The organism is Sphingomonas sp. P3_C6, assembly GCF_056402595.1.
This window is the reverse complement of the sequence record NZ_JBFUHB010000004.1, coordinates 64,819-78,487: the sequence shown is the minus strand read 5'-3', so window position 1 is coordinate 78,487 and position 13,669 is coordinate 64,819. Positions and strand designations below refer to the sequence as shown.

At 64.9% G+C, this 13,669-nt stretch carries 7 protein-coding genes; 5 read left to right on the top strand and 2 right to left on the bottom strand.

Translation table 11 applies throughout. The features are described 5' to 3' along the window. Positions 1-3 precede the first annotated feature (3 nt). The 4 genes from AC1DT7_RS06635 to AC1DT7_RS06620 all read left to right on the top strand — a co-directional run bounded on the left by AC1DT7_RS06635 (position 4) and on the right by AC1DT7_RS06620 (position 6,852). Positions 4-1,011: a sugar kinase gene (locus tag AC1DT7_RS06635; protein WP_478035056.1), complete on the top strand. Its 1,008-nt coding sequence runs from the start codon at positions 4-6 to the stop codon at positions 1,009-1,011. Continuing rightward, complete coding sequence (locus tag AC1DT7_RS06630; protein WP_478035054.1) at positions 998-2,554, top strand: carboxylesterase/lipase family protein; 1,557 nt, start codon at positions 998-1,000, stop codon at positions 2,552-2,554. Before AC1DT7_RS06635 ends, AC1DT7_RS06630 begins: the two co-directional genes overlap by 14 nt. A 269-nt stretch (positions 2,555-2,823) precedes the next feature. Then, positions 2,824-5,781 carry a TonB-dependent receptor gene (locus AC1DT7_RS06625; RefSeq protein ID WP_478035052.1) on the top strand — a complete coding sequence of 986 codons (2,958 nt, stop codon included), beginning with the start codon at positions 2,824-2,826 and terminating at the stop codon, positions 5,779-5,781. Between the two features lie 75 nt (positions 5,782-5,856). Next, the gene (locus tag AC1DT7_RS06620; RefSeq protein WP_478035050.1) at positions 5,857-6,852 is read left to right on the top strand and encodes an alpha/beta hydrolase; all 996 of its coding nucleotides are present in this window, start codon (positions 5,857-5,859) and stop codon (positions 6,850-6,852) included. Positions 6,853-6,857: 5 nt separating this feature from the next. Here AC1DT7_RS06620 and AC1DT7_RS06615 read toward each other — a convergent pair whose 3' ends face one another. After that, positions 6,858-8,474, bottom strand: coding sequence for a family 43 glycosylhydrolase (locus AC1DT7_RS06615; protein WP_478035049.1), 1,617 nt, complete (start codon positions 8,472-8,474; stop codon positions 6,858-6,860). 105 nt (positions 8,475-8,579) lie between these two features. Here AC1DT7_RS06615 and AC1DT7_RS06610 point away from each other — a divergent pair, with 105 nt between their 5' ends. Continuing rightward, positions 8,580-9,482, top strand: coding sequence for a LysR family transcriptional regulator (locus tag AC1DT7_RS06610; protein WP_478035048.1), 903 nt, complete (start codon positions 8,580-8,582; stop codon positions 9,480-9,482). 360 nt (positions 9,483-9,842) lie between these two features. On the opposite strand, the gene AC1DT7_RS06605 is transcribed toward AC1DT7_RS06610, so the two are convergent. Next, positions 9,843-13,583 (bottom strand): LamG-like jellyroll fold domain-containing protein, encoded by a 3,741-nt coding sequence (locus AC1DT7_RS06605; RefSeq protein WP_478035351.1) that lies wholly within the window; start codon positions 13,581-13,583, stop codon positions 9,843-9,845. Positions 13,584-13,669: the final 86 nt, after the last annotated feature.

Below are 13,669 nucleotides of genomic sequence, written 5' to 3'. Positions count from 1 at the left end.
GTCATGGCCAAATTTGTCGCCTTCGGTGAAATCATGCTGCGCCTCTCGCCCCCGGGACGCGAATTGCTTCTTCAGACACCCAGGTTCGACGTGTGGATCGCCGGCGCCGAAGCCAATGTGGCGAGCGGGCTGGCCCGTCTCGGCCACGATGTCGGCATGGTCAGCGCCGTTCCCGACAATGATCTCGGCCGCGCCGCCATTTCCGGCATGCGGGCCAACGGCGTCGATTGCTCGGGCATCCGCTTCGGCGGCCATCGCATGGGACTGTATTTCGTCACGAGCGGCGCCGGTATGCGCGCAACCGACGTGGTCTATGACCGTGCTGGCTCGAGCTTCGCCGAGGCACCGGCCAGCGCCTGGGACTGGGACACGCTGCTCGCCGGCGCCGACCGTCTTCATCTCTCCGGCATCACCCCTGCCCTTGGCCCGGTTCCCGCTGAAGCCGCCATCGCCGCTGCCGAAGCCGCCAGCGCGCGCGGCGTGCCGATCTCGTTCGACGGCAATTACCGTGCGCGCCTCTGGGAAAGCTGGGACAGCGATCCGCGCGCCGTGCTGACCCAATTGGTGCAGCATGCCGACATCATGTTCGGCAACCACCGCGATATCGCCTTGCTGCTCGGCAAGGATTTCGGCGGCGATGGCGAGGACCGCCGGCTTGCCTCGTCCGAGGCAGCCTTTGCCGCCTTCCCCAAGCTCAAGCTGATCGCGTCCACCGCACGCCATGTCGAGGATGCCGACCGGCACCGTCTCTCCGCCCGGATCGACGGCCGCGGCGAACATGCCCAGACCGACGAGGTATTGCTGGCCGGCATCGTGGACCGGATCGGCGCCGGCGATGCCTTTGCGGTCGGCGTGCTCCACGCGCTGCGCCGCGGCGACGATATTGCGGAGGCGGCCCGTACCGGCCTTGCCCTCACTGCGCTGAAGCATTCGCTCCCGGGCGATGCCAGCCTGTTCCGCCAGGCTGATATCGACGCCTATCTTGCGGGTGGACTGGATGTCAGACGCTGATGGATTCTCCCGGCGCGGCGTGATCGGCGCCGGCGCGGCCCTGATCCTCGCCGGATCGGCACGCGCTGCGCCCCCGGCTTCGGTCAGGGCACCTTCGGGTTACTTCACCGGGCGTTTGGAAGGCGGCGTGCTCGGCTTTCGCGGTATCCGTTACGGCCGCGCCGGGCGCTTCCGGGCACCAAGGCCCGAATCCAACCCGGGCAAGACCATTGCCGCCTTGGAATTCGGCCCGGTAGCGCCGCAAAAGGACGATCGGTACGGCGCGCAGAGCGAGGACTGCCTGTTCCTGAACATCTGGACCGCCGAGGCGAACCCGGCGGCGAAGAAGCCGGTGATGCTCTACATCCATGGCGGCGCCTATTCGAACGGGAGCAGCACCGATCCGCTGAACGACGGGCAGCTGCTTGCCGCTCGCGGCGACGTCGTGGTGGTTACCGTCAACCACCGGCTCAACGCCTTCGGCTATCTCTATCTCTCGCGGCTTGACCCGCGATTCCCCGACAGCGGCAATGCCGGCCAGCTCGACCTGATCCTCGCGCTGCAATGGGTGCGCGACAATATCGCCGCGTTCGGCGGCGATCCGTCACGCGTCATGGTGTTCGGGCAATCGGGCGGCGGTGCGAAGATCGCGACCATGATGGGCATGTCCGCCGCCAAGGGCCTGTTCCACCGTGCCGCGACGATGAGCGGCCAGCAGGTGACGGCTTCCGGCCCGCTCAACGCCACGCGCCGGGCCCAGGCCTATCTCGCCAGGCTCGGCGCGGCCGATCTATCGGCGCTGCTGACCATGCCGATAGAGAAGCTCGTCGCGGGGCTCGACGCGACGGACCCGATCCTTGGCGGCGGCGTCTATTTCGGGCCGGTGCTCGACATGAAATGGCTGGTCCGCCACCCCTTCTGGCCGGGTGCCAATCCGCAGTCCAACGCAATCCCGATGATCCTCGGCAATACGCATGACGAGACGCGCGCTTTCGTGCCGCCGGAATCGCCCCGCATGCAGGACCTGAACTGGGACAATCTCGCCGAGCGCATGACGCCCGAGCTGCGCGTCGACGCGCTACCAGAATGGGTGGTCGCGGAATATCGCGCTAAATTCCCGGAATGGTCGCCCACGGACGTGTTCTATCAAGCGACCACCGCCGGCCGTAGCTGGCGCGGCCAGGTGATCGAGGCAGAGGCCCGAGCGCAGGCGAAGACCAATGCCTGGGTCTATCAGCTCGACTTCGCCTCGCGCACGGAGCCGCGGCGCGGCGCCTTTCATTCGCTCGATATCGCTCTGGTCTTCGGCACGCTGAGCGCGAAGGGCTCTCAGACCGGGACCGCGGCCGATGCCCGCGCCGCCTCGACCGCGATGCAGGACAGTTTCGTTGCCTTTACCACGACCGGCAATCCGAACCACGCCGGCCTGCCGAAATGGCCGGTCTATGACCTGATCCGTCGCCCGACGATGATCTTCGATACGCGCAGCCATATTGAGAATGATCCGCGCCAATGGCAGCGCGAGCTGTTCGCCCGCATCCCTTACATCCAGCCCGGAACCTAAGCGCCTCCAGAAGCCCGCCATAGGGGCGGGGCGTCGCTCGTGGAGACTGATACAGATCATTGTCCATGACCATTGACACCGGTTACCAAAGACGACAAGTTATAGTCGAAGATCAACCGAGATTGGTCACCGAAGGAGAGGGCGAATCGCTGGCCGCGTCATGGCCTCCCCTCTCCCGACGTGCCGACGGACCGGATGAGCAGTTGACCGCTCTATCCGGCTACCGGTGTCAGTAACGTCGCAAAGCGACGCAGGTGGGGAGTGGTTAAATGGGGAATTCAGTTCGGGCTTCGCGGGGCACGATTTCGCGCAACATTGCAGGCGCGTCGCTCGGTGCACTGGCGATCGGCCTGTTGATGCCGGCCGCCGCGGTCGCAGCGGAACTCAAGGCGACCGAACCGGCGGCGGCCGTTCCAGCCTCCGCCCAGCCAGTCGTGACGCAGGAGACCCCGGCGCAGGACGTGCCAGCAACCAACGAGCAGGACATCGTCGTTACCGGCTTCCGCCGCTCTCTCGAGCAGGCCCTGAGCTTGAAGCGCGACTCGGTTTCCTCCGTCGACGCGATCGTCGCTGAGGATATCGCGAAGTTCCCCGACCAGAATCTCGCCGAATCGCTGCAGCGCATCCCGGGCATCACGATCCAGCGTGACGGCGGCGAAGGCCGCGCGATCACCGTTCGCGGCCTTGGCGCGCAATTCACCCGAGTCCGCGTCAACGGCATGGAGACGGTCGCGACCTCGAGCGACGGCGCGAGCGCCAACCGCGACCGCGCGTTCGATTTCAACGTGTTCGCCTCCGAACTGTTCAGTTCGCTGGTCGTCCACAAGACTGCCGAGGCGTCGCTCGACGAAGGCTCGCTCGGCGCGGTGGTCGATCTGAACACGGGCAACCCGCTCGCTGGCAAGGCCGGCTTTACAGGCGCCCTCTCCGCCCAGGCATCCTATAACGATCTAAGCAACAATGTCGGCCCGCGCTTTGCCGGGTTGCTGTCGTGGCGCAACGATGCCGGCACGTTCGGCGCATCGGTTTCCGCCGCCTATTCGAAGATCAACACCCTGGAGTTGGGCAACAATTCGGTTCGCTGGACACAGGCACGCTTCGACTCGGTCGACGGAACGCCCTGCTTCTTCAACACGGGTGCCGGCGGCAATGCGACGACAGCACGCCCCAATGCGGGCGGCACCTATTTCCAGAGCGCTGCTTGCGACAAGGCCGCGCTGAGCTTCCATCCGCGTATCCCGCGCTACGGCGTGGTCGATCACCGGCGCGAACGGCTCGGCATCACCGCCAGCGTACAGTTCGCGCCGACGGACTCGACCAAGATCTCGATCGACGGCCTCTATTCCCGTTTCAAGGAAGATCGCGAAGAGAAGTGGGCCGAAGTCCTGCTGCGGAGCAACGAGCGCTCGATCAACGTTCTCAACCCTGTGTATGACAGCAACAACAACATGATCGCGGCCACCCTGGACGACGCGTGGGTCCGCACCGAGCATTATCTGCGCAAGTCACAGACCGAATTCTATCAGCTCGGCGGCAGCTGGGATCAGGATGTGACCGACACGTTCCGCTTCACCCTGCTCGGCGGCTTCTCGAAGTCCAACGCTGATATTCCGGTGGAAACGACCTTCGTCTATGACGATCGCGACGCGGCCGGTTACAAATATGATTATCGTAACGCGGCCAGTCCGCTGCTCACCTTTGGCACGAGCGTGACCGATCCGGCGAATTTCCAGCTCGCGGAAATCCGCGATCGTCCATCGAATACGACCAACAAGTTCCGCACGGCGCAACTCCGTACCGAATGGGACGTGGTCGACGGCTTCAAGCTCAAGGCTGGCGCGGTGTATCGTCGGTTCAGCTTCAACACCGCAGGCTTCCTGCGCGACACGGCAGTATGCGGCAATGGCGGCGCCGATCTTGTGCTGGGTACCCTCTCCTGCTCACCCAGCACCTTGTTCGGACCAACGGCGGTCTACGGCTTCCAGGCGACCTCGGCCCTGTCCGACACTGTCCATCTGGGCGACGCCGGCCAGCCGTCCGGCACGACGACGAGCTGGCTCGTCCCGAACATCGATGCCGCAGCTGCGCTCACCAAGCTATATAATCGGACCCCGCTGGTCGATGCAGGCAATACCCGCAGCGTCACGGAAACCGTCAAGGGCGGCTATTTCCAGGTCGATGTGAAGGGCGATATTTTCGGCCTTCGCTACGCAGCCAACGCAGGTGTCCGCTATGCCCACACGGACCAGTCTTCGTTCGGGTTGAACAGCGGAACCGGCGTAACGGTCACACGGGACTATGACGACTGGCTGCCGTCACTGAACGTCGCCCTGTTCCCGACGGAAAGCGTCGTGTTGCGAGGTGCGATCTCGCGGGTCATCACGCGTCCTACATTGGGTAATCTGACGCCAGGCGGCTCGGTCGACGGGTTCAACTATCGAATCACCTTCGGCAATCCGCAGCTCGATCCGTTCCGCGCCACCGCGTATGATCTCGCGCTCGAATGGTATTTCGCGCCCCAGTCGGTCGCATCGGTCGCGGTGTTCAAAAAGAATGTGGACAGCTTTCCGGTCGCGCAGACCTTTAGTGGCACCTTCGCCTCGACCGGCCTCCCCAAATCGGTGCTGCCCACCAGTTCACCGGCCTATATCAACTTCGATCCGAACCAGATTTACACCATTACAGGCAATGTGAACGGGACGGGTGCGAGCCTGAAGGGCATCGAACTGTCCATCCAGGCACCGTTCAAATTCCTGCCCGGTTTCCTCTCGAACTTCGGCGGCATTGCCAACGCCACCTTCATCGAATCGACCGCATCCTACACGCTGGCCGGCCCGGTGGCGGTGGTGAAAACCGCGACCGGCGCGTTCGGGCCAAACGTCGCCACGACACGCACGTCGACTCTGTACGGACTGTCGAAGACGGCGATAAACGGTACGCTCTATTATGAGGACAAAAAGTTCAGCGCGCGCGGCTCGGTCAGCTACCGCGGTCCCTATGTCGACCAGGGCAGCGCCAACGGTAACCTGTTCGAAGGTTATGGCTCGACGATCAACATCGATGCCTCGGTGCGTTATCGCTTCACTGAATGGCTGGAAATGTCAGTCGAGGGTGTGAATCTGACCGACGAATATCGTTACCGTTACAACGATTCCGACGCGAACCGGAGTTATGAGAACAACCATTTCGGCCGCACCATCCTGGTTGGTGCGCGCGTGAAGATGTAAGTCCGTCTCCCCTTGGACTATCCTGACGGACGCTGCCTGATAGGGCGGCGTCCGTTTCTTTTTCCCGGAGGTTTCATGTTCGATCGTCGCGACCTGATCCTTGGAACCCTGGCAGCGAGCCTTGCGGCAAGCGCGCGGTCGCAAACGCCCCCTCCGGCCAAGGCCGGCGACACGCCAGTGCCCGGCCTGCCGGATCCGGTGGAGACGATCGACCTGTGGCCGAAGGGCGCGCCGGGCATGCCTGCCGTGCCGCCGGTCGAGACGGTCGATCAACGCAGCACTGATCCCGACCTCCCCGACCGTGCCGTGCGCGGGATCACCCGTCCGCGCCTGGTCGTGTTCCGACCGCGCATTTCCAATGGCGCCGCTGTGCTCGCGATGCCGGGTGGTGCCTATACCCGCATCGTGATCGACAAGGAGGGGTATGAGATCGCCCGCTGGCTCAGCGCGCGCGGTTACACGGTATTCGTGCTATTCTATCGCCTGCCGGGCGACGGATGGAAGGCCGGGCCCGATGTGGCGCTATCGGACGCGCAGCGCGCGATGCGGCTGATCCGCTCCCGCGCGCGGGATTTCGCGATCGACCCCGACCGCATCGCCGCGATGGGCTTTTCCGCCGGCGGTCATCTCTGTTGCGATCTCGCCACACGCTTCGCCGCGAAGACCTATGATCCGGTCGATGCTGCAGACGGCCTCAGCGCCCGCCCTTTCGTCGCCGCCCCGATCTACGCGGTGCAGTCGATGAGCCTGCCGGTCGCCCATGCCGGCTCACGCGAGCAGTTGCTCGGCAAGGACGCCAGCCCAGAGCTGGAACGCGCGCACACCCCGGCGGACAATGTCACCAAACAGACCCCGCCCTGCTTCCTTCTCCATGCCGAGGACGACCCGACCGTGCCGGTCGAGAACAGCCTGTTGTTCCGCGCGGCGCTTAAGGCGCAGGGGATCACGGTCGAAACTCACCTGTTCACCAATGGCGGCCACGGCTTCGGGCTGCGCAAGACGATCGGCAAGCCGGTCGAAGCATGGCCCGAACTGTTCATCGAATGGGCAAAAACCCAGGGCTTCGCCTGAGATCGCTACAGCGCGCGGTACCTGAAATTGGAGAAGCGCGCCTGGCCGGCTCCGGCCGAATACAGCCCGGGCCGCAGCATCAGGAAGCCGCCACGGACATTGTGGTGATAGCCCGACACCTCCATCCCGCGATCGAAGCGCGCCCAGGTCTTGCCGCCGTCCCCGCTGGTGTGGATCGCGACGATGTGGCGCTTGTTGGCGATCCGCATCCGCATCTTGCGCCCGTGCGGATTGGCCGGCCTGCCGCGCTCGATGCCATATTGATGCGTGACGAAGCGCTTCTCATCGAAACCGAGCCCGCAATAGAGCTTCTCGTCATAGAACAGCACGAGTCCCGCGGTGCCGCCGGGCGCGATCTCGATATCGCACTCGAACTGATAGCCGAGGTCGCCCGCGATCAGCAGCAGCGGCGATGAATCGACCGGCGCCGTGCCGCTGGCGGTGAGGATCAGCGCCCCGTTCTCGACCCGCGCGCGGGTGCTTTCCTCGGGCCGCGGCTTGAAGAAATTCCACTTGCCGCCAAGCGCGAGCGTCTTGAAGTCGTCGGACAGAGGCTGGCCGTGCGGCAACGCCTGGCCGCCCTTGGGCTTCGCGATCGGCGACGAGAGATCGCCGCCCTTCATCCGGAACCAGCCGTCGGCTGTCCATTCGATCGGGTCGAGCAGCGCCTGGCGACCAAGCGTCCAGAAGCCGTTCTCATAACCGTGGTAGATCGACCACCAGGTCTTGTCGGGCGCCTCCACCAGCGAAGCATGACCGCGGCACCACCATTTTTCGGCGTTATCGACGGTGCGGACCAGCGGGTTTTGCGGGCAATTCTCCCAAGGGCCGTGGATCGACCGGGATCGCGCCGCGATCACCATATGCCCGGTCGGCGGGCCTGCGGTGCCGCCCACCGCGGTGATCATGTAGAACCAGCCGACGTGACGGACCAGCTTCGGGCCTTCGGGCGAGAAGCCCTCCACGTCCCAATCGTCGGGATAGCGCCACGGGTCATAGACATGCTCGACCTCCCCGACCGTCGCCAGGCCGTCGGCGCTCAGCCGGATGCGGTCACCGCCCGACAGGAACAGCCAGCGCGATCCGTCCTCGCCCACGGCATGGCAGGGATCGATATGCCGATGCAGCCCAAGATCGACCGGGTCGCTCCAGGGCCCGTCGATATGATCGGCCCAGATCACCCAGATCGAGTTCGGGGTCGCCTTGACCGGAATGTAGAGGAAATAGCGTCCGTCATGCTTTTCCAGCGAAACTGCCCAGACCGACCCGATATTGCGGGTCAGTGCGGCGGTGCGCGGCTGCCAGTTCACCAGGTCGCGCGAATGCCAGATCGTCAGCCCCGGATAGGAATCGAAGCTGGAAAAGGTCATGTAATAGTCGCTGCCATCCTGCAGGATCGCCGGATCCGGATGGTCGCCCGCCACCAGCGGATTGAGGAAGCGGCCGTCACCAAGATCGGCGACGCGCTGATGGTCGTAACCGCGCCGCCAGTCGGGTACGGCCGATTTCGGCGGCGCCGCAGCCTCCGCGTCGCCGCTGCCGACCAGCGCCGCCGCGGTGCCGACAAGCGCGGTGCCGAACACGTCGCGCCGATTGATCATGCCACTGGTATCGTCCGCCATCATCAGACTCCTGTATCGGGAATATGCACCTGCCGCGCCGCTAGGTCCCTGCGACCGGCCCTGCTATGTCGGTGAGCATCGGGGGCACTGCGAGGTCGGCATAGAGTGGAACTGGCGTGGCTCGAGGATTTCGTGGCGCTTACCGATAGCGGCAGCTTCTCGCGCGCCGCCGAAGCCCGCCGCATCGCCCAGCCAGCCTTTGGCCGCCGCATTCGCGCACTCGAGGAGTGGGTCGGCACTGCCTTATTCACCCGGTCGCCCGGCGGGGTCACGCTGACGGGCGCCGGTCTCGAGTTCGAGCGCGGCGTCGCAGGCCTGATCGAGACGATCGACCGGCTGCGCCGGGATTCGCGGCAGGCGGGCGAGGCCCGCGACGGAGACACCATCACGCTCCATTTCGCTGCGACTCATGCGCTTGCCTTTACGTTCTTTCCTGGCTGGATACGCCAGATCGAGCAACGCGCACCGATTGGCCCCATGCGCCTGTTTTCCGACACGCTGGCCGCCTGCGAGGAGCTGATGATGCAGGGCCAGGCGCACTTCCTGCTGTGTCACCGCCACGCATTGGCCGCGAGCCGCTTCGAGCCGAGCCGCTTCACCTCGATCGCAGTCGGCATGGATTCGCTGGTTCCGCTCGTGGCGCCGGATGCGGTTGGTGCGCCGCGCTGGTCGCTCGATGAGACTGAAGGTAGCCTGCCCCTGCTTGCCTATACCGAGGAGTCCGGGCTCGGCCGGATTTTCGCGGCACATCACATCGCCGATCGCGCCCCGGCGCTGAAGAATGCCTTCTCCGCGCAGCTTGCAGCGACCCTGCTCGCCAAGGCACGCGAAGGGCACGGCATCGCGTGGCTTCCGGTCGGGGTCGCCGCGAAGGACATGGCGAGCGACGCCTTGGTCCGCGCTGGAGGACCCGACTGGGACGTACCGATCGAGATCGGCCTGTTCCGTCCGGTCACACCGCAAGGCGCCGCCGCTGAGCGCTTTTGGGCCAGCCTGACCATCAACTGACGACCACGACCAAGGTAAAGCGACGCTCAACCCTATAGGGGCCCCTGGACTCGGATCGGATCCAACAAGAGCCAGGATTTCTGGCTGTTCCTGGTCGATAATTTTTTTCTGGCTGTTATGTTGGATGTCGATCCGGGATTTACCACGTGCTTTCAAGTCCTTGCCGCCACTCTGGCTGTTCCGGAATAACAGCCAGCAAACAGCCGACTAATCGGCAGCATCAGCCTGTCCGGATATCCCTTGTTCAAGTCGAGAAAGAGCGAGCCGACGTCTCCGGGAAGGCGCCGTTCAATGCCACGCTGCCACGATTCGCGGTGACGTTGAATCAAGCCGGTGCCCCGCGGTTGAATGTGACCCGCCCTATTTCGCAGGCAACGCAACGACATTGTTGAGCAGCGTCGTTTCGGGCGCGCCTTTCGCCAGCGCAACTCGAACCCGTACCACGCCAGCCGGCAGGCTCAGTTTCACTTTCGCAATCCTGGGCTGAAGATCGAGCGGTGCGGCCAATCGCGGCACCGCAGCCGTAGCGAGCACCTTGCCTGCCGCATCCTCGAGCGACACCGTCCCGCCCGCCGCGTCGATCGCGCCGAGGCTATGCACAGTCACCGTCACCAACCTTTTCGCCACCGCGATGTCGTCGACACCGATGCCGAGATCAGCTCTCTGCTCAGTCGGGAGGCCCGGTGTCACCAACGCGAACTCGAATTGGTTTTCGCCCGGCGCAAACACCAGCGGGATCGACGCACTACGCTCTAGCGCGACCTCGCTCGTACCGGCAGGTCCGGTCATCTTCCAGCGCCCGGCTGTCACGTTCCAGGCCGTCATGTCGGCGCTCTGCGGCCGTCCGCTGGTGTTCCAGGCGGTCACCTTGAACCTGCCCGTCGTCGCGCCCGGCACCAGGATCGCGACCTGTTCCGCCGCACCCGCCTCGGCAAAACGCCAGCTCACGCTGTTGCCCGGCCAGCTCTGATTGCGGCGCAGGGCCACCCCGCCAAGCCGCTCGCGCTGCAGGATCTCGTTGGGTTGATCGACCCGGTCGGACCACCAATGGCCCTCGGTGTACATGTACTGATGTTGCGCCTTGTCGGCGATCGCATCGGCATGCAGCGCATCGAGCCACTTGGTGTCGCCGCTCGCGTTCCACGCTGCGTAGCGCTCGAACGCCCCACCGCCGGACGCTTTGCCAGTCAGGGTCTTGCCCCAGTCCTTCTCGCGTCCGAGCGCATCGACCGCATTCTCGTTGATGTCGGCAAGCGACCCGGGACCGCTCTTCCCCGTGCGCGCCAATATGGGGCGAAGATAGGTCTCGTCTCCGGTGAACCGCCACGCCGCCCAAGCCGATTGCAACGGTGTTGCGACCCCGCCGCCATCGCCGACGCGCTCCGCATCGGTGCGCCAGTTGATTTCGTTCGGATAGACCCAGTTGCCGTCCTTGTCCTGCTTGCCATGCGCCATCCAGCCATCGACCACGCCGGTTACCAGTCCGCGCGCGGCAGGATTGCCGTTGTAGAGCCCCATCAGGATCGGGCCATGCATCACGGTGAAGCTGTAGGGCTTCTGCCATTCCCATGGCCCCTCGCGGTACATCTTCTGCCCGCCATACCAGTTGCTGGCGAAGTGGAGGTGCCCGGCCGGGTTCTTCAGGAGTACGCCGCTTAGCGCCCTGGTCGTCGCCATCAGCCGCTCGACCGCCCTGGGCTCACCCCAGTTGAGATAGAGCCGCTCGGCGTCGCTGTTCATGCCTTCCTCATAGGCATGGAGCTCGTCAGTCGTGATCGTACCCAGACCGTTGGTCATCATACCATTGGCATAGACGGCGTCCGACAGCGCCCGGACCGATGCGTTGATCTTGTCCGGCTCCACGCCCATCAGCGCGAGACCAGGCCATTGCTGCACCAGATCGGTGTCGTCCGAGATGCCCCCACCGAAATCGCCATACTGTACCTGACGGTTGTCGATCCACCAGGTCACGAACTGACGGACCAGCTTCAGGTCCTCGAGCTGCCGGAACGCCCACAGCGGCACGCCGGCAGGCGCCTGAGGTTGAGTGAAGGCGGGAAGGTTCTGATCGCCGTAGCTGATATCGGCCCAGTAACGCCGCCCCTCGACATTGTTCGGGTCGACCCGCAACAGGTCCGAGACGTCGGTATAGAGGCGACGATAGAGGCCGGCGCGCTTGGACGAGGTGTGCTCCTCGACCAGGAAGCCCCAATTGTCCTTCACCTGGTTGAAGCGGTCGGCGATATGCTCGGGCAGCGCCGCCGCGCGATCCTTGAACACCAGCCGCACCTTCATGCCATCCAGCGACTGCGCGCCGAAATCGGCGGCAGCAGAGGCGATGGTCAGGAACAGGCTGTCGTCGGTCAGGATACGGTCGCGCAGGTCGAGCCACAATGTCCGTTTCTGCCCCGGCCGTACCGAGACCGACACATCGATCATGTCGCGGCCAGGCCAGATCGGGTCCTTCACCCGGATGTTGAGCGGAATCAGGCCGTCGGCACCGGCTGTCGCCTTCAGCGCCGGGATGTCGAGCGCGATGCCATCGAGCCCGTCATGGGCATTCTCCCAGCCATAATTCCACGACCGCGCCGAAGGCTTGCCGGCAAAGGCCTCGCCAAAGCCCGACGGGATCAGGACATGGACGATCGGCGCCGCGCCCTCGACACGCTGGGCCGCGGCCGTCGCGGCGGCATTGCCGGCGCCCGCGGCGGCACGTCCTGCCGATGCCCCGGCAGGCAGCGCGACCACGGTGGTGCGCTCGTCAGGCGCATAGCGGCCGGCGATATAGGCGTTGAGCGACGACAGGGCGGCAAAGGCCGGCGCGGCATTGGCCTGCACCGAATAGCTCAGCTTGAAGCTGCCCTCGGGCTCGGGCGTGTCGCCGATATCATAGGCCCAGATTTCCTGGATCGGCGTTTCCTGCGCCGTGTTGGCGAAACGCAGCGTGCCCCCGGTCTTGCGCCCGAAACTGTCGAAGCTCCGCGCCTCGCCCTGCGGTCGCCGGCTCAGCGTCGTGTATGACGTGCCGTCGCCCGACCAAGTCAGCGCGCCATAGGCGGCGCCGCGGATCTCGACCCGGTTGAACGGCACGCCGACGGGTATGGTCAGGTCATAAGCCTTGCCGCCGTCGACATAGGTGTTCCAGTCGGGCAGGATGAAATAGTCGGTCCGCCCCGACAACCGCGACCGGTTGTAGACGCCCGGCCAGGTCGTTTCCGGGATGCCGTCGATCCCCTTCCAGTTCCGCTGCTTCAGGTCCTTCGCATCGGCGAACTCGACCTTGCGGATGCTGGTGATGTCGCTGGTCAGCCCCGGTGGCGACGCCGTGTCCCAGCCGAAACGATGCAGCCATGCCGTTCTCCGCGATGCATCGGAACCACCGGGTGCGGCGGCTGGCTCCCGATTGGCGGCCAGTGCCGCCACATCGGTCGCGCCGAGCATATGATCGTACACGCGGATCTCGTCGAGATCGCTGCCGCGCATGAAGTGATACCGGCTCTGCACCTGGTGCGGCGAGATGATCCGCCCGGCCAGACCGAACTGGTCGAGCCCTGAATCGAGGTTTGCCTTGCCATCCTTGCGGGCGACTTCCCTGCCGTCGACGAACAGCCGGACGCCGACGCCCTCGTCCCAGGAAAAAGCGATATGCTTCCATTGGTCGGCGGCAGGCAGCTGATCGATGCGGAACGACACTCGGCTACGCGCGAGGTTCGCATCCGTCACGAAGGCGTCGAAGCCGTGCCCGTTCCAGTCGATGCGCAGGAACGCCATGTCCCAGCTCGAATGATCGGCGAAACCGACGCGGAAGATTACAAAAGGTGCTTCGCCCACCGGCGTGCGCGGCCGCCAGAAGAAGGAGAGCGTACCGCGCTGGGCATAAATGTTGCCCGGCGCACGCCAGGCGACATAGCCGTCATCTTCCCACTGGATCGCTCCACCCGACTTGCCGGTCGGCACGATCGCGACATTGCTCTGGAAGTTGGGCTCGGCGTCGCCGCCCGCACGGTCGGCGACCAGACTCTTGTCTGCCGAGGCGCGGAACAACAGCCCGGTCGAGTCGGGCGGCGTCTCGCCGTGCGCGCTGCCGGCCGCCAATGCCATCCCCAAGGCGATCCAAGACGTGCGAAGGGCCAATGTCACGCGCTCTCTCCTGCATGGGAGGCGATTATGTCAGCCTTCCTTCAAGT

Coding starts and splice junctions, on each gene's coding strand:
- AC1DT7_RS06635 (WP_478035056.1), top strand. CDS start 4: ATGGCCAAATTTGTCGCCTTCGGTGAAATCATGCTGCGCCTCTCGCCC.
- AC1DT7_RS06630 (WP_478035054.1), top strand. CDS start 998: ATGTCAGACGCTGATGGATTCTCCCGGCGCGGCGTGATCGGCGCCGGC.
- AC1DT7_RS06625 (WP_478035052.1), top strand. CDS start 2,824: ATGGGGAATTCAGTTCGGGCTTCGCGGGGCACGATTTCGCGCAACATT.
- AC1DT7_RS06620 (WP_478035050.1), top strand. CDS start 5,857: ATGTTCGATCGTCGCGACCTGATCCTTGGAACCCTGGCAGCGAGCCTT.
- AC1DT7_RS06615 (WP_478035049.1), bottom strand. CDS start 8,474: ATGGCGGACGATACCAGTGGCATGATCAATCGGCGCGACGTGTTCGGC.
- AC1DT7_RS06605 (WP_478035351.1), bottom strand. CDS start 13,583: ATGGCATTGGCGGCCGGCAGCGCGCACGGCGAGACGCCGCCCGACTCG.